The organism is Caballeronia sp. NK8 (genome assembly GCF_018408855.1).
GTDB lineage: Bacteria > Pseudomonadota > Gammaproteobacteria > Burkholderiales > Burkholderiaceae > Caballeronia.
The window spans coordinates 175,470-192,174 of record NZ_AP024328.1 but is presented as its reverse complement, the minus strand read 5'-3'; the positions used below and the strand labels follow the sequence as shown (position 1 = coordinate 192,174).

Genomic DNA, 16,705 nt, shown 5'->3' with positions numbered 1-16,705 from the left:
CGCCGTTCTTCCTGCGTGCGGCTGCAGCGCGCAGCTTTGCTGTCATTCGCGATGCGGCGCAGTAAACGTCGACTTCCGAAACCGGCGCACAAGTCTTGACGAACCGGAAGGGGGCCTCCAGCTCTTTCGAGGACGAATGCGTCGTCGACAATCACAGCTCTTCGGTACAGAGTGGGCGCATAATCGGCGGTCCAAAGGAAAAGGCGAAGCGGAAAGAGGATCATCATGAAGGCATCAGAAAATGCAACACGCGAATCACGCATCGACGCGGCACTCGCGTTGCCGGAAGCATCGCAAGTCGGCTCGGAGTACGCATCGAAAGATATCAAACATTTGTGCATCGTCCTGAGCGTCAACGGCAAGCGAAGGCGATCCGCTCACAACTCGCTACACGCTGCGCTGAGAGCTCTGGGCCTTGTTCCAGGCAAGGACGCGAGCGCGAACGTATGGCCTGAAAGCTGGCTTTTGCAGGAACGCCAACGCCTGAAGTCACTCGGCCAAGCGGACGTAAAGCTTCCCGACGGGACCGTAGTCGCGTGTCGCCTTGTGAGGTCGACCGAAGACTCACGCAGCATTCTCAAGCCCATTTTCGATAAGGTTTGAGGGTGGCGCTTTTCATCGTCAAGGTATCCAGCTGCCACCGATTATGCTTCTGCTTCATGCGCTCTTCGCATCACGGGCGCCCTATCGTCAATTGTCAACGACTCGAGTGTCCGTCGCGTGGCCGCTTCTAGCCCGCGTACTGCCCGACGGACGGCACGCGTCGACCCTGTGCGAGCGCTTGCTTGGCCACAGAGCGGCCATTTCCCCGAGTTGACTCCCAAGGGATGCGCTTCCCTCCGTAGCTCCGACGCTGCGCTCAAGGCGTCTAGGCGGGAAACCCAACCTCCGCTCTCTTCGAACAGCGGAGGCTTCTCGCGGAAACTGCGCACAGCCCTCGTAGATCCGCCGCCCACCGCCGCGCACGCCCTCCCGCTAAAATAGGTTAAACCGATGGCCCCAACCGATCCCAGGCATCCATTGGAATCAGAAGAAGTAAATCCAAAGCCGTAGGTGAACGACGCCGCGGCTGTCGGTGTAGCAATCAACAACAAGAGCTAGGAATCTGATCGAATGCAGCTCAACAAGGTTTCGCCACTGTCGCTCTTCCACCAACCACTGCAATACCTAGTCCCTATCTTCCAGCGGGGATAGGTCTGGACCATCGAGAGGCAGATCCAGTAACTCTGGGCTGATATCGCTGCCGTTACTAGACGGCAGCGGAGTGCTCTCGGTTACTGGCAGTCATGTATCGGACGCCCGTGTCGCGCTTGGCGCGTTGAATCGTCACATCACGAACCCCCGAGTTTTTACTTCGTGGTTTCCCAAACAATGCAGACGGGAAACAATGAAAAAGCTCGGGGCTGTCGTTAGCGTTCGCAGTGCCCGTAGTCAGCATGCTGATTGCAAGGACCGAAAAAGCTAGTGTTTTCAAAATGAAGCGAGGCATTTTTTCAGGGAAACAGTTCACGTCGAACAAGTTAGAGATTCAAAAGCTCGGCGCGTGCAGCCACTGCCACGTCGAGTTTCCTGTTGATTCGCTTCCGGCGCTTAAGCGATACCGCATCAAGATTGACGCGGCTGGAAAGCACTCCGGAAATGAGCTAGTCGAAGGCCGTTTTCCATTAGCATTGTCCCATGCACTCAACGCGGTAAAAGCATTATCCGCTTCGAAGCAGCCGAGTTTAGAAGCCACCGGGACGTGATTCCGCGGATCTCAGTCCGCAGCGCGAGCCATCTGCCGCGATTTGCCAGTCGTGACTGGCAGTTGCCTTTGTATGAATTGTCGGTCGTACCGCCTCCACCACCACTGCGGGCCGCGAGCGCAACGACGCCAACGACGGCGACTACAGCACCTACCGCCTGTGCAACGTGGACGCGATTTAGACATTTCTCGCGGTCTTCGCTGTTGTCGCACCAGCTGGCGCAACCCGACAACGATGCAACGAGCGCGAGAAGCACGGCGTTCTTCAAGGGGAGGTTCCTCTTATCTGGTTGATCAGCTTAACGGCGGCGGATGGCGATTCTTGAGGCCATACGCCTTCGCTTTCTGTCTCGAGAATTATCAATCAGGCTCTCAGCGACGATCGGCGTGATAGGCGTGGAACGGACATTACGAATACGCGAGCTGCTACTGCACCAACTCGAAGAGAGCGGAATGATAAAAGCGGCGATGGAGAGCGGCGCCGCTAGTAAGGGCGGACTCCGTAAATGCTGGTCAACGCCCCCGGCGCAAATCAAGGGAATGTACGGCACGCAACTCATCATTTAGAAAGTGTCAACTATAGGATGGTCAAACGCTCGTCATGACGATAGTATTTGCTCGCTGATCGCGGTTAGCACCAACCTGAACAATGACTGACCTTGAGGGGACCAACATGATTATTAAAACCACGATAGTTTGTACGCTTTGTGTGATCTCCGCGACGTCTTTCGCACGTGGCGGCGGCTTCTCTAGCGGACACAGCAGTTATCACTCGAGCGGTACGGGCGAGCACTACGTTAGCGGGTATACAGGGGGGCGTAGCAACGGCAGCGTATGGTAGCTGGGCATCACCAGACTAACCCCAAATGAGACAAAATACGATAACTGGTCGTCAAAGGGGAACGTGAATCCGTACACTGGCAAGGAAGGCACGATAGATCCGTCCAGGTGAGAAGGCGGCGAGGCAACGACCCTGGGTGCGATGGATTCTCAGCGGCCGTTGCTGTAATGGCAAGGCCGACTGGCGAGTGCGTACCGTTTAATTCGCTCGATGTGCGGGCTTAGCAGCTGAGCGCATTACGCCGCGCTGAGCAAGCTGAATTCCTCGTTTTCTGCAAGGCCGTAAAACGGCTCGATTGAGCCGGACGACGTCGCGTGCTCGAGCATGCAGGCCAGGCGCGGCTACGCGGACATTCAGAGACCAGACAATGGGGGCATTTTAGATTCACTCCAGGCATATTCCTGCCGCCGACTGCGCTCTTCGTCGCCGTTGTTGTGAATGGTGAACGTCCTTCTTGATACATCAGGTTTGTCGCCGGTCCGAGAACCGGCGCTATCCTGGATTGCGTCGCGAATGACGGCGATGCGGCGAGCTACAGCCGCACGGCGGATAAGCGGCGAGCGTCCGCAAAGGCCGATTAGCGAGCAGTGCGGCCCTCCTCTTTTCGCCGACTTCGTTGACGGGCCGGGAATCGCCGCAAAAGCGGCAAGCAATGTGCCTTGTGATGGTTGCCGCGCCGCGCTTCAGGGCTGCCCGTGATCGCGGATCTGGCATGTGGAGACAAACGCCGACAGCAGCTTGTCGCCGCCTTTACCGATCCGGCTGCGTGCCTCGTCAATGCCAACATCGTGCACGGAGTGCACGAACGCTTTCCGCTAGGCCCTGCAAGGTGCAGGTTCGCGGGCGATCGCGGAGCCGATGGACTTCTACAACCGTATCGTCCCACTTCTCGTCAGCGGTCTTTTTTTGAAAACCATTGACACCGGCCTCCTCGTGCACCGATGTCTGCCAGCGGTCCTTTCAGCAGACGGCGCTGACTAGGCTTGATAATAGTTAATAAGTGTTATACTGTGGGATGACTAGCCTGGAGAGCACAACCATGATCAGTGCAGACCTTGGACAACAGCTTGAGGGATACATCACGAAGCTGGTCGAAACGGGACGGTACGGCTCAAAGAGCGAAGTGTTGCGCGAAGGCGTGCGATTGATCCAGGATCGCGAGACGCAGCTTGCCGCGTTAGATGCCGTGATCGAGCGCGGCACCGTTGATTCAGATGCTGGCCGAGGAAAACCCGCCCAACAAGTGTTCGACCGGCTTGAGGCTAAGTATCAGGCGATGATCGACAGCAAGGCATGATTGTTCGCATCTTACCGGCTGCGGAAGCCGAGCTTGAGGCCATCGGCGACTACATCGCCCGCGACAATCCACGCCGCGCCTTGAGCTTCGTTCTTGAGATGCGTGACAGGTGCATGAGCCTTGCAGATATGCCCCTCGCCTACCCGCTCGTGCCTCGATACGAAGATCGCGGCGTGCGACATCGTGTGCACGGCAGTTACCAGATTTTCTATCGCGTCACTGGGCGACCCGAGCGTATCGACGTAATTCACGTCTTGCATAGCGCCAGAGACATCGCCGCTATCCTTTTTCCCTAGACACACCCACGAGAAAAGGCCCAGGACGAGTTAAGTGCTGGGCAAGCCATCGGCGACGCCGGTGGCGGAGGTGCTATTAGGCAAACTGGCCGTCTGCGGTACCACCGCAGCGGCCATTCCTCTTGTAGTGAGCAAGACCCTCATGGCTCTGCCGGTCGATTAGTGGCCGAAATAGACAGGAGCGATGGTATTGCCGGTGTGAGCTGGGCCGCCCGAAAGCCGACGCCAGTGTCAGCCACGCCGCCGTAGCTCGTTTGCCCGTTCTGCGCCGCGACCTTCGCTTCGGCTGCTTGAATCTCGGCCGGATAGGTCACGCGATCCATGCTCGGGTTATATCCAGCGCGTTCGAGTTGGACCAGTTCTGCCTTAATTTGCGGCGCGGGTCAGCGGTTGGCTTGAGCGAACGAAGAAACTGCCGGAATGGCGAGTGCAGCGCGACGACGATAGTTGCGAGCTCATGATGCTTACCTCCGAATCTTGTTTTCGCAAACAGCCCTGTTTGCGTTTCAGTGACTTCAGTATAGGTAAGCGGCCGCTTAAAATTAATGAGCTTTTGAACAACAAATACTTGTTATATTCGGGATAACCCTATGTCACCGCTACTGAGCGGTGACAACTTCGCTGATTTCCGATGCGACGTTGTCGCATCCGTCTGGCATGCGCGACACCGGAACCATTGACACGCTCGGGAGGCGCGCGACGTCCTGCACGATCGGTGATCCAATGTCTACCGGAAGTGCAAACGTCACAGTCCGCATCGCCTTTCCACGCGCAGCCGAAAGTCTGCAGCGAAGATTTTCCGAGTCAGTGATTCGGTTTTCGTTCGGGACGCGGTGGTCCAAGGCCCGGCAACGTACGCGACGTGGCCTCATCGGTGCTGCACGTTCCGCGTTGCCATGTATATGTCAAAAAGGCCCGAATGCAGGCGGCGGATCTCTTGACGCAGGGCAATCAGTTCGTGCTGTTCGCCTTCACGTTCTCGACGCAGAATCTCTCCGAGTAAGGCAGTCGCACGCGATGCCGGCAGATCGCGCTGTACGCGCGCCTCGCCGAGCCTGCCTGTGACTGCCGGTTTGATGATCAGCAGCCACGCTGGAAACCACGCGTAATCTTCGATTTCGCCTGTGCCTCGGAAATCTGCATCAAAGCGTCGATGCAGCACGTTGAGCGAAGCGTCCTGCAGGGTGACGATGAGCGCGGTGAACCGGGCCGGCGCCACCCACGCCAACTCCGCAATTAGCGGCCACGCAGCATCGACTCCGGCGGAACGATAGCGCGCCTCGGTCATCCACGCGAGCGGCGATGGAATGCGCCACCAGGACTCAATCATTCGATAGCATCGCTTGCAGCGGCCCAGTCACTTGCCCGAAGCCACAGAGGTGCGGCGTGACTGTCGGGGTCACCGGCACGGTACCTCAACGCTGCGGCGCGCTGAGCGAGTTCACGCCAGCATTGTGTCATCCACAACTGGGCGTACCGCTCGGGCAAAACTTGTCGGGCAGCGTGCGCCACCTCATTCTCAAAGTGACGGCAGATCACGGCCAACTGAGCGTGGTCGGTCACGGCGAGCGTTGATGCGTTCTCAAGTTGCTGGACAAGCACCGTCATGGAAGGCAGGGCACTGTCGCTCGGGTATTCGCCGGCGAGCACTGTGAGTGCCGTTCGCGCCGCGGCGGCGTCGCGAAGCTGCAACTGCTCCACCACATCATTGCGCAGCGCTACGTCCCGGCTGTCGGCAAATATGTCGAGTTGCTGCATTGTCGTCGCGCTCAAGAAGGTCCATGAAGACGATACAGGCTAATCGATTTCGCCGCGTCGAAGAAGCTGCCATGAATCGTTCGACGAAACGCTGCGCTGATTGTCGACTGCCAAAAGAAGAGCGACGCGTCATTCAGATGCCCCGAAGTTCGCCGATGCACAAATGGTCGGGCTGTCCGTGCGCCAACGAGGCACGCGCCACAATAACGCACCCTTCCAGCCTGTTATGATTTTTCGGCATCCGTTTTCCAGGCACCCCCAGTTCCTTCTTTCCCGATGTCATCTCGTCGCCCTTCCTCGCAAGCTGCTCGGTCGTTGTCTCGCAAACCGCTCAGCAAAGAGATGCTGCTGCCCCTGCCTCCGTCGGCGGCGCAGACCGTCGCGTTATCGAATCACTTGACGTTCGCCGCCTGTCGGGTCGGCGCTGGATCGGCCTATCTTTTCAACGAGCTTATCCAACTCGTTTACGGCACGTTCTTTGTGCAAGATGCGGGTTATGGCGACACGGATGTAATTATTTATGCACGCGCTGAAGCGGCTCTCGAGCGCGGCCTGGAACGCGCCGAGGTAGAGCGACGATGGAACCTTGAGGCGGCGGATCTGCCGTTGTTCGAAGCGTTGTTGCAGCAGGCGGACCGTCAACTAGCGAGCGCGCCAAGATATGTTCATGTTGCTGCACGGCACAGGCTCAAACGGTTCGCCGCTAGCGGGCGCGCCTCGCCGCTCATGTCCACCGCGGCGCGCCACTAACGCAATCGGTCCACGCCGCGCGAAAGCGCCCGCCAGCACCACACACTGCGCGTGCGTGGCGATAGTCGCTCAGATCGAACGACGGCCGATATAATGGAACGTGGAAATTGCAAGCATTGCACCGGAGTTCTCCTATGAGTCAAACCCGCGGACCGAATGCGGGATATCGGGGCAAGTCAAACAGTCGGCGCCCACCTCATCACCTGACGAATCAGAAGCGCCCAGCGCCGGGCCAACCTCCTTCAAGAGAGACCAATGGCGCAGCGACGCCTGCGTCGATTATTAAGACTCGTTCCTTGAGATTCCTCGTCGATGCGGTCGGCGCGGAGAATATCGCGCTGGGGCTCGACTCAAGCATGATCAGGATCGCCGAACTGATGCGCGGAGAGCGATTCACGCCCGAGACCGCCTTCCATATGGAAACGACGCTTGGGCTGCCTTCTGGCTTTTTCGCCACTTCATCGGTCCTTTCGCGGAGACGATTGCGCGCCTAAAAGCGCCGCTCGAGTTCGTCCATGCGGACGAGACCGTCGATGGAGGTGGCATCGAGCACGCACCCCTTCTTCCAAGTGCGCAGGAGACATCGCTGCTTGTCAGCAGTTTGTCCAAGGATACGACCATGCGTCTAAGAGTTCGAAAGAAGCGTCGGGTGCGACCAAGACCCGTGCCAAAAAGGCGTCTGCGCAGGCAAGCGGTTGGGCTGCAAGAGCAGGAGATTCGCCCCCACCGCACCAATCGCATCAAGCGGCCGGGCGGAAACAGGCGCGTCCAAACGGCGGTGTGACGTAAGAGCGCAATCAGGCAGGCCACCTTCACGTTCTCACCACACGCAACGGTTCGAAGGTCAAGCTCGGCGCAGTCTTGGGTCTGAGCGGATCGAATATGGCGCACCGACTCCACGGTAAAAAGCGCATGGATGACTCTGAAGCCGAGCGCTTCACCGCGGGGCTAGGTCTGCCTGCGGGGTGGCTAGACACACCCCGCGCTGAAGCCCGACATTCCGAGTCAAGTTGCGCAGCTGCTCGCGCCCCACATCAACGCGTGCGCACACTTGGCCAAAGCACCCGGCCGCCCACCGCTGTGGCGGCGTCTGAGGACACAGAAGTCGCGGCGCGCCGGACACAGCGAGATAGAACGAGCGCTGCCTAGCGCCCCGAGCAACGCGCACATTGAGCCATTGCCAGCCGAATAGCGGCAGGCGACGGCGACCACGTTGCGAGCCCTCACCACGAGAACCTCAGCAGTGCAGTCGCAACGCGCCGCGACGGTCCCGTGCAACGCATCGAAAGCAACACGCCAGCAGCCGTTTCCGCACCGGTGGCGTCGCAGCTGCGGTTGCAAATGTCACCCGCCCCGCTGACACGCCGTCCTCCCCCACTTCCGCGACCAACTTGGACGGTCTCGATGGATCTCACCTATCGCAGAGGCGCTCCTGAAGACGCTCGCCGGCAAGGCACGCACCGGTCGCTTGGATGAATTGAAGGCGTTGGAGTTATTACAACAGGCGGTTCTGCTCTAGCGGCAACGTCACGACCTATGAACACAGGGCGCCAGGACGATCGAATTCGCGCTGCGCGCGGGGCTTTCGTGCGCGAATGCCGAGTTGTCGGGTCGACGCGTAAGAACCGCATCGGTCCACAGACCGCTTGCCGGCCTCACTCACTACGCCACGCGGCCGTCCGTCGCCCGCGCCGACGTCCGCCTGTCCTTGTGCGATATTCTCGACGTCAATCTCAAGCGCAGACAGCCGGGCAACTTGAACGGGAAGTAACGCATAGGCGAAGCGAAGCTCGTGCAGGCGCGCTCTCCAGTAGCAAACGCTTATCGGCAACGGAACGGATGTTGCCCGTACTGCCTTCACCACTTTCTGTATATGCGCGAGTTCACGATCCGCTTCCAGGGACGTCCGCTTCGGCACGTCCGCTGAAGTATCCGGCACTTGATGATTTCGCTTTGCTACGATTGACTTCATACGCTGTGCGTCTCCTGATCCGTTGAGACCAGCGTATCGAGGCTCACGAGAAGTCAAGAAAGCATGCGCAGCCGTGTATTGGACTTTGGCTAGAGGTAGGTTCTTGCCGGGCTCCCGCGAATGCGCAAGCGGCGCCGACGCGCTACGTCAGCAGAAACCTATTCCCTTCTTGTCTAGCGCCGCTCGGCCTCCATGCGCGTGTGCAACGCTCGCCCAACCAGCGAGTCCGCATCGCGAATCAGGCGTCGCACGCAATCGTCCACCGCTGCCTTCGAGACCTGACTCGCACTCGCCGCTGCGATGAGGGCATCATAGGCATCGTTGACGTCACTCATCGACACCTCATAGCCGTAGCCGGCCTCCATCCATTGCAATGCGCACAGCGCACAGTCCATCGCGAATGGGGACTGCTTCGTCTCGAAATCTCGCGCGGCGCGTATGAGCGTCTTAGGATCGATCGGGCTCTGTCTGGACAGCGCAATGGCCTGATCGAACAGCCCGGCGTCTTTGGCGGCGGCAAACCATTTGCCTTCGGACCCAGGCTCGCTTCGAACCAGGTCCGACAAGATCGTTGCCGGGGCTTTCCCGGGATATTTCTTGGTGATCGCGCGGAAAGTTGCGAGGTACGTGCCTGCACGATTGGCGGCAAGCGCATAGCGCTCGTACGCTTCCTCGGTCATGCCGGACTCGAGGAGGATCGTCTCGCAGGTGCGCGCGATTGCGGATTCGGGCGCATTCAGCCCTCGGCTCGCTTCAGCAAGGCGACGTGCTTCGCCCGGACGTCCGAGGCAGACCAGCGCGTCGACGGCCCAACGCCGATACCACCAGGAACTTAGGCGATCGCGCCGCACAAGCTCAACGATCTCCTCGAAGCGGCCGGCTGCGTAGAGCGCACTCAAGCACGGCACCACGCCGACGAAGCAGTTGAATCCTTCCGCCTCCAGCACATGCGTGACGAGCGGCAACAGCCGATCCGCCCATGGAGTTGCCAACTCGGGCGTGACGCACAAGCTTCCCCAATGTTCGCCGAGGCTCTCGATGTAGGGCATCTGATCGTCCTGCAACGCCTCGAAAAGCCTTTCCAGCCAGCGCTCCCGTGCTGCGGGCTCAACGTCGGCGGCTGCGATGATTGGCACGAGCGCCTCGATAGCACGATTGACCGCGCTGCCCAGTGCGCCCGAAGAACTGTCGACTTGCTCAAGTGCGGGCGATAGTCTTTCAAGAAGAAGAACGGCCCCTTCCGCACCAAGCGCACCATCGGCGCGGGCGGCCGAACGAATCTCAGATACCGCTTCCTTCAGGCGTTGGATGGGCAGCGAGGATCGCCATCCAAATGCGTTGCGTCGGAAGCGTGAAGCGAAGGTCCATTTTGATGAGGGCATGACAGTCACGTTCCGGCAGCATTTCAGTGCGTCGAAGTCGTCGCGGTCGCGAGCAGGTCCGTAGTCGGGATGCGATAGTCGGTGGTGCGTGGACACCATTCGGTCGGCGGTTCAGGACCCGGCCAGCATCGTCCCTCGACAGGCGTGGGAACCGCAGCGGCACGCATACAGGGTTTTGAGCGCAGCAGTTTTTCGCCCTTCCACAAAAAGTCGATAGTCGATAAACAACTCTTCGCCCGGCTTGATGTCGCGTAGGGCGTGGAAGAAAACCCGGCTGCCATCTTGCTCGGTGTCGCAGTTCGGCGCGCAACTGTGATTGACCCAGCGCGCCGAGTTGCCGCCCTGCGCGCCGTCGATCACGCGCCCGTCGTCAAGGTCGAAGTAAAACGTGTGGCCGTCCTCGGCGGCCGAACGCGCATACTGGCGCTGCGCTTGTGCCCAAGACACGCGCTTGCCCTTGTATTCCAGGACTGTCTCACCAGCCCCGATCTGGGTGAGTGCAAATACACCGCGTCCGTGGACCGGCGAAGAACGTACCACGATGCGGCGCATAACCTTTGCCCTCTCTGTTTGTGCCGTAGCCGGCGAAAACGATGTGGTATCGCCGCTGCGAATTGGCATAATGCGATCGACGCACGAGCTTTGACGCCCTATGCCTTCTTCGACCGGTCGCAGCCGCATGAAACGCAAACCGCCTCGCGGCACGCTTGTGCGCTATGAGGACCGCATCGTCGAGGTGCTGGGCGAAGCGCGTGGCCAACGGATCATGATCCGGTCGATTCACGCGGACGGCACCGAACGCCTCACGGCAGTCAAGCTGACCAATCTGCGGCCGTTGGACGACCAGCTCTTCTAAGCGGCGGCATGACTGAGGCCGCCTTGGTTCACGCTTGGTTGACGGCGTCTTTGAAACCCTTGCCGGCCGTGAATTTGACGGTCTTGGCTGCGGCGATCTCGATCGTCTCACCGGTCTGCGGATTTCGACCCGTTCGTGCGGCCCGCTCGCCGGTCCCAAACGATCCGAAGCCGATCAGCTGAACGGCGTCACCGGCAGCCACTGCTTTCGAAATCGTCTCAAACACGGCATTGATGGTCTCTTCTGCCGCGACCTTGCTCGTACCCGACTCCGACGCCACGGCGTCGATCAGTTCCTGCTTGTTCATTGAAGTCTCTTCCTCACTGTGAAAACGAACGCGATCTTACCGAACCGCGACGAAAACAGGCGACCGTCGCTGCTACGAGGCTGCGTCGGTCGCATCCAGATCGAACAGATCCGAGGTGGTGCTCTGTGCGGCGAGCAGTTCGGGCAGAGCACCATTTCTCACCTTCGCCAGCGTGTCCGGCGACAGCCAGATTTCTTCCATCGCATCGATGCCTTCCTCGATCATTCGCTGCAGAAAGAACGATTGTTTGCGCCCCGTGGCCTCGGCCAGCACCCGCAACCGCTGTTCGATGACGGGGTCGATCCGCACCGCGACCACTCGCAGCTTGTTCTCTGCCGATCTTCTCATCTGTTCGCTCCTTTTCCGACCACGCGCACCGCGCGCCTTCGGCCTTGGATTGCGCCTACCGCGGGCGCGATCCGATCATGATCTACGGGCGACCTTTCACGCTCGCCGTTTTGACAGCCGGTGCCTTTCGGGCGACTCGCCCCGAACGGGCTTCCGGGGCGGGCACGCGGGTCGACGGCCGCGCCGCGGTGCGCAGCGACTTCAGCTGTTCCTGAAGCGCGTGATGCGCGGCTTCGAGCGCGGCGAGCTTGCCCTGAAGTACCCCGTTCTGATGGCGCGTGTCGCCCTGCTGCGCCTGCAGCGCTTCGACGGTGCGACGATGCTCGGCCTCTCGCTTGTCTGCCCGCTTGGCCGCCTCGGCCAATTCTTTCTGAGCCTTGGCCGTCGCGCTGCGTTCCCGATCGATTTCGAGAAGTGCCCGCTTTTCCGATGCGCGCACGCGCTCCTCGGCACGGCTCGCGGTCTCGCGAAGCTTCTCCAGATCCCGCGAGAAAATATCACGTACTTTCTCCAATTCCCGCTCGCGTGCAACGGCCTCCTCGCCGAGACGCTTGATCTGCGCCTCGAGCGCCTTGCGCGTGGCAGCCTCTTCGGCCTGCTGCCGCTCCAACTCGCGAATCTCGACCTGCGCCGTGAGCAACGCCGCCGTGCGCTGCTCGAGCGCTGTTTCAGTGCGACCCAGCTCTTCCCGTGCGGCGACGACTTTCTGCTCGGCCTCGGCACGCCGCGCTTCGACTTCGTCGCGCAGCGACGTCAGTTCGGCCTGTGCAGACGTCGTCGCCCGAGTCCAGAGCGTCCCGATCAGCTCGCCCGCCGCTCCGCTCAAGTCCGTCGGCAAGTCCGGGTGCTCGATGCGCACCCGGCTTTTCTCGCGCAGCTCTGTCCAGAACTCGTTCAACACGTTAGCCGGCGTACTCATGGTGCCGCGTCGGACCAGGTTGTAGAGGCGATTGGCCGTCGGCGCGACGCCAAAGCGGAAGAACAGCAGCGCGCACACCTCGCGATAGAGTTCGCGCGTCTTGGGGAATTCGACCTTGAGGCGCTCGATATCGGCCGCGAGACGGGTTTCGTCGGAAAGGGGTTCGGACATAAGCGGGTAAGAGCCGAGAATGCAATAATAATACAACGTATTTCGCTCTTTATCTAACTCATCGGCGCTTTCGATTTGACATTAACCGTATAATGTTGATATTCCTATGCCGAGCTGTCGCCAAAACGAACATGACTTGAAAGCCCCCCTATGCCATTCTCACCGCCCTATGCATTGCAACCGGCACCGCTCGAAGCAGTCGTCATCCCAGCGCCGCTGAACGGCTCCGCAGGCCTAAATCGGGCTGTGACAGGGCGCCCCCAGATTGCCGCCGACCACGACCTCGACGCGATCCGCGCATGGCTGTCACGCTTTGTCGACACGAAAACCACCTTCGAGAATTACCGCAAGGAAGCCGAACGGCTCCTGCTCTGGTCGGTCGTCGAGATGCGCAAACCCCTCTCTTCTTTGACCCATGAAGACTGCTTGCGCTATCAGCAGTTTCTCGCCGACCCGCAGCCTGCCGGCACATGGGTGGCCGGGGGCGGACGCAAGCATCCGCGCAGCGACGCGCGCTGGCGGCCGTTCTACGGTCCGCTGTCGCCGTCCAGTCAACGCCAGGCGACCGTCATCCTGAACGTGATGTTCTCGTGGCTGGTGCAGGCCGGTTATCTCGCCGGCAATCCGCTATCGCTCTCGCGCCAACGCACGCGCCACGCGGCGCCTCGTATCACCCGCTATCTGGAGCCGAGCGTGTGGCAGGAGGTCAAGGACTTCATTGCGACGATGCCCAAGCAAACGGACCGGGAAAAAGCCCACGCGTACCGCGTCCGATGGTTATTCACTCTGCTCTATCTCGGCGGCCTGCGCATTGCAGAGGTCGGCGCAAATACCATGGGCCAGTTCTTCGTGCGACACGATGCGGACGGCGCGCTGCGCTGGTGGCTGGCCGTGCACGGCAAAGGCGACAAGCAACGGCTCGTGCCGGCCACGCGCGAGATGATGATGGAACTGTCCCGCTATCGGCAGCACCTCGGCTTGAGCACCCTGCCGTCGCCCAACGAAGACACGCCGCTCGTGTTGCCGATCGGCGCCACGGCGTCAAACGAACGCACAGAAACCTGCGCGCCGCTCACGCGCGCGGCGCTTCACGCCATCGTCAAGAACGTGTTCGCGGGTGCCGCCGCGCGTCTGCGGGAGCGCGACGATGCGGCAAGCGCGCGGGCTGATCTGCTCGAAAAAGCGTCCGCGCATTGGCTCAGGCACAGTGCCGGCTCGCACATGGCCGACCAAAAGATTGACCTGCGCATGGTGCGCGACAACCTCGGCCATGCCTCGCTGACGACGACCAGCATCTATTTGCACGTCGACGACGATCGGCGCCATCAAGAGACCGAAGAAAAGCACCGGGTAGACTGGTGACTGAACCGGACATCATCGGTGTCTTGCGCCCGTTCGAGCGGCACGTCTCCCAAACCGGGCGAGGTCATGCCAAAATCGCTTGACCGCGCAACACGATGAACTCGCCATGGAAGCCCTTGACTTTGAAGCACAGATTTCGACTAACCGACGCGGCGTGACCTTCGTCCTAGCGGGAAAGAACGGCGCAGTCAAATGCATGATTGTGCGTGCCGCGCTGGAGGCCTGTTTCTGGCTGCCAGCCGATGCGGATGATGCCAAGATGTTGAAGACCTTCCACGATGGCGTCCACCGTATTCACGCCGTTGCGCATCGCAAGCTACTCGCGCATCCATCGACCCGCCTCGAATTAACGACGGCCGACTTCTCCCACGGCTGAGCGAGAGTCCTATCTGGATCACGCTAGTGGCATGTGTTGCTGGCGCAGCTGTGGAGGTCGTTCGCGGGCAGACGATTAGTTGCAAAATTGTGCGGTCGCCGACCGCCATCTCGCGGCCGTTCCTTTGGGAGATTGCCGCGCGACGCTCTGTGCCTTATTTTTCGGTGGGTGCGCATTGCCCTTCCCCGTTGGGCGGACATCCTGTGTCGTGTCGCGGATCGATCGCGTCGCGAAACCGGGTTCTTCGCGGCGGGCCAAATTGCCTATATCTTTCGGGATTCAAAACATGAGCAACCAGGTTCCCAAAGTGATCGCGCATGCACCGGGCTCACCCGGACAATTCAGCGAACTCGCCGCACAAGTCAGAGAGGCAACGGGCGCCGCCTGCGTAGCTCTGATAGTCGTCGACGCCGCCGGAAATGGTGGCTACAGCATCGCCGGCCCGCTCGACGCTCAACTCAGCATTCCGCACACGCTCGAAGAGATCGCTCTCCAGCTCCGCTCATAACTTGCGAGCTCCATCCAGTAACACGCGCTCCACGATCGCAGCCGAACACAGAGCTGCTTACTCACAGCGCCCCAAGGGGCGAAATCGACCCACATCGGCCACTCAGGCTGTCGGAAGATCAAAGGCTGCTTGCGGGAGTACAGCAGCCCGCTGGACCGCCCCATGATCGTGAGCGCGTGCTGAGTTGTTTCGCAAGCGCGGCACTCTGCCCGGTTAGTCGGCCGCCCGACTGGGTTGCACAAATTAAACGCGTATTGGCGACGTCTTGACACATACAAATAGCTTTCATCGTCCGCTATAGTTGCCATCTCGACCTTGCATCAGTGCAAATCGCAGGAGGCAACGCCATTCAATAATCCATTACATAAGAAGAATTCTTGGCAGCGCCACGAACTTCTTGCAATAGGAAATATTGAATGAAAGTGCTCGTTATTGACGACGATGTGTCAGTCGCGGACAGTCTTGCCTTCTTATTGGATTGCTATGGCCACTGTGCTGCCGTGGGCTACGATGGCAAAACCGCGCTCACGCTCCTTCGCACCGGTGCTTTTGACATCACTTTCCTTGACGAGAACCTCCCCGACATCATGGGCAGCATTGTCGCGCGTTCGCTGAGGGAAACGCCGATTCTCTCCGGGTTTTTCTCGTCTCAATGACGGGAGACGCAGACCGTCAGAGAGAAACTGCTCAGCTCTTCGATGTCAGTCTGCAGAAGCCTTTCTCGTTCGAGGCGCTCATGCAGGTCATCGACGACGCTCGCTGCAGCCGCGACGCGAAGACCGTGTTGCAGGCCTAGAGCTATCTGTTGTTGGCGGAAGCGTTGTACCAAATTTTCATGAACGAGACGATGCGCCGCCGTGCCTGGTCATGGGTCGCGAAGTGTTCGCGTGACATCAACTCAGCTTCGAGCGTGCCGAAGAATGACTCGCACGTCGCGTTGTTGTAAGCGTCGCCGGCTGTACCCATCGCCGGCTGCACGCCGGCCTCGCGGCAGCGTCGCCAAAGGCAATGGATGCGTATTGGACCCCTTGGTCGGAATGCAGAATCACGCCCTCGCGACGTCGCTGCTGGAGAGCCCTGTCCAGGGCGCGCAACATGGGCTCGGTATAAAGATGGTTCGGCATCGCCAAGCCAACGGTGCGCCGGCTGAAAACATCAAGCACACGGCCAACTAGAAGAACCCTTCGCTCGTGATATCAGTGGCATCTGTCACTCACAGTATCTTCGGCCCCCCGCGCTGAAGTGTCGGCGTATGAAGTCCGGCGCAAGCCGAGCTGCCGAACGTCGTCGTGTAGTGTGTGACCATCCCCGTCGACTGCACCGCATAGGCCCGCGATGCGCATCAGGCGCGCTACCCGCTTACGTCCAACGTGCACGGCTTCGCGCTCGAGCTGCGGATGGATGCGTGGCGCCCCATATGTACCGCGCGAACTCGCATGGAGCGTACGAATGCGCGCAAGCAACTGAGCGCTACGCGAATGCTTTGATGGCTCGCGTGCTAGCCACGGGTAGTAATCGATAGATATCCGTCTTGGCGGGTCAATCTCAAGTGAGGGCGAAACAGTTAGGTATGTCCGGCCTGTGTCTGATGTTTATCACTGTCGGATCGGTTATTTACCTGCGCCAGTGTGCGGAATATAGGTCAGCACGAAAACCCCTCCGTTATTTCCGGCAGCCGCTTTCGAGGAGCAACGGTCGTGGACGTACCCGCATGAAATCGGCGACATGCAGTAGAGCGCCTGCGTGCCTTTCGGCGTCATGTTCGCACTTTAAGAACGAGTCGACATACTTCCGCGCAGTCGTGAACGCGTCGATCGT

22 protein-coding genes and 1 pseudogene are annotated in these 16,705 nt (G+C 60.0%); 11 read left to right on the top strand and 12 right to left on the bottom strand.

The window, feature by feature from the left end; genetic code table 11:
• The first annotated feature begins 225 nt into the window (after positions 1-225).
• The 4 genes from NK8_RS41520 (at position 226) to NK8_RS41505 (ending at position 4,178) form a co-directional block, all read left to right on the top strand.
• Positions 226-603, top strand: a complete 378-nt coding sequence (locus tag NK8_RS41520) for a hypothetical protein (protein WP_213233849.1) — start codon at positions 226-228, stop codon at positions 601-603.
• A gap of 833 nt (positions 604-1,436) precedes the next feature.
• Positions 1,437-1,745 carry a hypothetical protein gene (locus NK8_RS41515; protein WP_213234725.1) on the top strand — a complete coding sequence of 103 codons (309 nt, stop codon included), beginning with the start codon at positions 1,437-1,439 and terminating at the stop codon, positions 1,743-1,745.
• 1,879 nt (positions 1,746-3,624) lie between these two features.
• The gene (locus NK8_RS41510; protein WP_213233848.1) at positions 3,625-3,882 is read left to right on the top strand and encodes a type II toxin-antitoxin system ParD family antitoxin; all 258 of its coding nucleotides are present in this window, start codon (positions 3,625-3,627) and stop codon (positions 3,880-3,882) included.
• A complete protein-coding gene (locus NK8_RS41505) occupies positions 3,879-4,178 on the top strand; it encodes a type II toxin-antitoxin system RelE/ParE family toxin (RefSeq protein WP_213233846.1) in 300 nt (99 codons plus the stop codon). The genes NK8_RS41510 and NK8_RS41505 overlap by 4 nt, the downstream gene beginning before the upstream one ends.
• 140 nt (positions 4,179-4,318) lie before the next feature.
• Here NK8_RS41505 and NK8_RS41500 read toward each other — a convergent pair.
• The 3 genes and pseudogenes from NK8_RS41500 to NK8_RS43295 all read right to left on the bottom strand — a co-directional run bounded on the left by NK8_RS41500 (position 4,319) and on the right by NK8_RS43295 (position 5,936).
• A pseudogene (locus NK8_RS41500) lies at positions 4,319-4,600 on the bottom strand (DUF4148 domain-containing protein).
• Between the two features lie 446 nt (positions 4,601-5,046).
• On the bottom strand, positions 5,047-5,508 hold the full coding sequence (locus tag NK8_RS43300; protein WP_225936606.1) for a hypothetical protein: 462 nt from the start codon (positions 5,506-5,508) through the stop codon (positions 5,047-5,049).
• Positions 5,505-5,936: a hypothetical protein gene (locus NK8_RS43295; RefSeq protein WP_225936605.1), complete on the bottom strand. Its 432-nt coding sequence runs from the start codon at positions 5,934-5,936 to the stop codon at positions 5,505-5,507. Before NK8_RS43295 ends, NK8_RS43300 begins: the two co-directional genes overlap by 4 nt.
• Positions 5,937-6,278: 342 nt before the next feature.
• Here NK8_RS43295 and NK8_RS41490 point away from each other — a divergent pair, with 342 nt between their 5' ends.
• Both NK8_RS41490 and NK8_RS41485 read left to right on the top strand, forming a co-directional pair.
• Positions 6,279-6,686 (top strand): hypothetical protein, encoded by a 408-nt coding sequence (locus tag NK8_RS41490; protein ID WP_225936604.1) that lies wholly within the window; start codon positions 6,279-6,281, stop codon positions 6,684-6,686.
• 134 nt (positions 6,687-6,820) lie between these two features.
• A complete protein-coding gene (locus tag NK8_RS41485) occupies positions 6,821-7,180 on the top strand; it encodes a hypothetical protein (protein WP_213234724.1) in 360 nt (119 codons plus the stop codon).
• A 1,040-nt stretch (positions 7,181-8,220) separates the two neighbouring features.
• Here NK8_RS41485 and NK8_RS41480 read toward each other — a convergent pair.
• The 3 genes from NK8_RS41480 to NK8_RS41470 form a co-directional block, all read right to left on the bottom strand.
• Entirely contained in the window at positions 8,221-8,658 is a 438-nt protein-coding gene (locus NK8_RS41480; protein WP_213234723.1) for a hypothetical protein, read from the bottom strand.
• Between the two features lie 173 nt (positions 8,659-8,831).
• Positions 8,832-10,040: a hypothetical protein gene (locus tag NK8_RS41475; RefSeq protein ID WP_213233840.1), complete on the bottom strand. Its 1,209-nt coding sequence runs from the start codon at positions 10,038-10,040 to the stop codon at positions 8,832-8,834.
• Positions 10,041-10,151: 111 nt separating this feature from the next.
• Entirely contained in the window at positions 10,152-10,592 is a 441-nt protein-coding gene (locus tag NK8_RS41470) for an SET domain-containing protein (protein WP_187608299.1), read from the bottom strand.
• Positions 10,593-10,719: 127 nt separating this feature from the next.
• On the opposite strand from NK8_RS41470, the gene NK8_RS41465 reads away from it, so the two are divergent.
• Positions 10,720-10,896: a hypothetical protein gene (locus tag NK8_RS41465; RefSeq protein ID WP_225936603.1), complete on the top strand. Its 177-nt coding sequence runs from the start codon at positions 10,720-10,722 to the stop codon at positions 10,894-10,896.
• A gap of 28 nt (positions 10,897-10,924) precedes the next feature.
• On the opposite strand, the gene NK8_RS41460 is transcribed toward NK8_RS41465, so the two are convergent.
• From NK8_RS41460 to NK8_RS41450, 3 genes are all read right to left on the bottom strand, one after another.
• Positions 10,925-11,203, bottom strand: coding sequence for an HU family DNA-binding protein (locus NK8_RS41460; protein ID WP_014253199.1), 279 nt, complete (start codon positions 11,201-11,203; stop codon positions 10,925-10,927).
• 72 nt (positions 11,204-11,275) lie between these two features.
• Positions 11,276-11,551: a hypothetical protein gene (locus NK8_RS41455; protein WP_061121713.1), complete on the bottom strand. Its 276-nt coding sequence runs from the start codon at positions 11,549-11,551 to the stop codon at positions 11,276-11,278.
• Between the two features lie 82 nt (positions 11,552-11,633).
• Entirely contained in the window at positions 11,634-12,641 is a 1,008-nt protein-coding gene (locus NK8_RS41450) for a DNA-binding protein (protein WP_213233839.1), read from the bottom strand.
• A 150-nt stretch (positions 12,642-12,791) separates the two neighbouring features.
• Between NK8_RS41450 and NK8_RS41445 the strand changes: the two genes are divergently transcribed.
• The 4 genes from NK8_RS41445 to NK8_RS43290 all read left to right on the top strand — a co-directional run bounded on the left by NK8_RS41445 (position 12,792) and on the right by NK8_RS43290 (position 15,543).
• Positions 12,792-14,003, top strand: a complete 1,212-nt coding sequence (locus tag NK8_RS41445; protein ID WP_213233838.1) for a tyrosine-type recombinase/integrase — start codon at positions 12,792-12,794, stop codon at positions 14,001-14,003.
• A 106-nt stretch (positions 14,004-14,109) separates the two neighbouring features.
• Entirely contained in the window at positions 14,110-14,379 is a 270-nt protein-coding gene (locus NK8_RS41440) for a DUF1488 family protein (protein ID WP_213233836.1), read from the top strand.
• Between the two features lie 286 nt (positions 14,380-14,665).
• Positions 14,666-14,887: a hypothetical protein gene (locus tag NK8_RS41435; protein ID WP_213233835.1), complete on the top strand. Its 222-nt coding sequence runs from the start codon at positions 14,666-14,668 to the stop codon at positions 14,885-14,887.
• A 416-nt stretch (positions 14,888-15,303) separates the two neighbouring features.
• Positions 15,304-15,543, top strand: a complete 240-nt coding sequence (locus NK8_RS43290) for a response regulator (protein ID WP_225936712.1) — start codon at positions 15,304-15,306, stop codon at positions 15,541-15,543.
• Positions 15,544-15,685: 142 nt separating this feature from the next.
• Here NK8_RS43290 and NK8_RS41425 read toward each other — a convergent pair whose 3' ends face one another.
• Genes NK8_RS41425 through NK8_RS43940 form a run of 3 tightly spaced genes read right to left on the bottom strand, consistent with a single transcriptional unit; the run spans position 15,686 to position 16,350 of the window.
• Positions 15,686-15,865, bottom strand: a complete 180-nt coding sequence (locus tag NK8_RS41425) for an integrase core domain-containing protein (RefSeq protein ID WP_301549921.1) — start codon at positions 15,863-15,865, stop codon at positions 15,686-15,688.
• Positions 15,781-16,050, bottom strand: coding sequence for a DDE-type integrase/transposase/recombinase (locus NK8_RS43945; protein WP_213233830.1), 270 nt, complete (start codon positions 16,048-16,050; stop codon positions 15,781-15,783). Before NK8_RS43945 ends, NK8_RS41425 begins: the two co-directional genes overlap by 85 nt.
• Positions 16,051-16,083: 33 nt before the next feature.
• Positions 16,084-16,350: an IS3 family transposase gene (locus NK8_RS43940; RefSeq protein WP_213233829.1), complete on the bottom strand. Its 267-nt coding sequence runs from the start codon at positions 16,348-16,350 to the stop codon at positions 16,084-16,086.
• Positions 16,351-16,705: the final 355 nt, after the last annotated feature.

Excerpts from the sequence above, each read along its gene's own strand:
- NK8_RS41450 (WP_213233839.1), bottom strand. The coding sequence starts at position 12,641 with ATGTCCGAACCCCTTTCCGACGAAACCCGTCTCGCGGCCGATATCGAG.
- NK8_RS41505 (WP_213233846.1), top strand. The coding sequence starts at position 3,879 with ATGATTGTTCGCATCTTACCGGCTGCGGAAGCCGAGCTTGAGGCCATC.
- NK8_RS41515 (WP_213234725.1), top strand. The coding sequence starts at position 1,437 with ATGCTGATTGCAAGGACCGAAAAAGCTAGTGTTTTCAAAATGAAGCGA.
- NK8_RS41445 (WP_213233838.1), top strand. The coding sequence starts at position 12,792 with ATGCCATTCTCACCGCCCTATGCATTGCAACCGGCACCGCTCGAAGCA.
- NK8_RS41520 (WP_213233849.1), top strand. The coding sequence starts at position 226 with ATGAAGGCATCAGAAAATGCAACACGCGAATCACGCATCGACGCGGCA.
- NK8_RS41435 (WP_213233835.1), top strand. The coding sequence starts at position 14,666 with ATGAGCAACCAGGTTCCCAAAGTGATCGCGCATGCACCGGGCTCACCC.
- NK8_RS43300 (WP_225936606.1), bottom strand. The coding sequence starts at position 5,508 with ATGATTGAGTCCTGGTGGCGCATTCCATCGCCGCTCGCGTGGATGACC.
- NK8_RS41510 (WP_213233848.1), top strand. The coding sequence starts at position 3,625 with ATGATCAGTGCAGACCTTGGACAACAGCTTGAGGGATACATCACGAAG.
- NK8_RS43295 (WP_225936605.1), bottom strand. The coding sequence starts at position 5,936 with ATGCAGCAACTCGACATATTTGCCGACAGCCGGGACGTAGCGCTGCGC.
- NK8_RS41485 (WP_213234724.1), top strand. The coding sequence starts at position 6,821 with ATGAGTCAAACCCGCGGACCGAATGCGGGATATCGGGGCAAGTCAAAC.
- NK8_RS41475 (WP_213233840.1), bottom strand. The coding sequence starts at position 10,040 with ATGCCCTCATCAAAATGGACCTTCGCTTCACGCTTCCGACGCAACGCA.
- NK8_RS41460 (WP_014253199.1), bottom strand. The coding sequence starts at position 11,203 with ATGAACAAGCAGGAACTGATCGACGCCGTGGCGTCGGAGTCGGGTACG.
- NK8_RS41455 (WP_061121713.1), bottom strand. The coding sequence starts at position 11,551 with ATGAGAAGATCGGCAGAGAACAAGCTGCGAGTGGTCGCGGTGCGGATC.
- NK8_RS41490 (WP_225936604.1), top strand. The coding sequence starts at position 6,279 with ATGCTGCTGCCCCTGCCTCCGTCGGCGGCGCAGACCGTCGCGTTATCG.
- NK8_RS41480 (WP_213234723.1), bottom strand. The coding sequence starts at position 8,658 with ATGAAGTCAATCGTAGCAAAGCGAAATCATCAAGTGCCGGATACTTCA.
- NK8_RS41470 (WP_187608299.1), bottom strand. The coding sequence starts at position 10,592 with ATGCGCCGCATCGTGGTACGTTCTTCGCCGGTCCACGGACGCGGTGTA.
- NK8_RS41465 (WP_225936603.1), top strand. The coding sequence starts at position 10,720 with ATGAAACGCAAACCGCCTCGCGGCACGCTTGTGCGCTATGAGGACCGC.
- NK8_RS41440 (WP_213233836.1), top strand. The coding sequence starts at position 14,110 with ATGGAAGCCCTTGACTTTGAAGCACAGATTTCGACTAACCGACGCGGC.
- NK8_RS43290 (WP_225936712.1), top strand. The coding sequence starts at position 15,304 with ATGAAAGTGCTCGTTATTGACGACGATGTGTCAGTCGCGGACAGTCTT.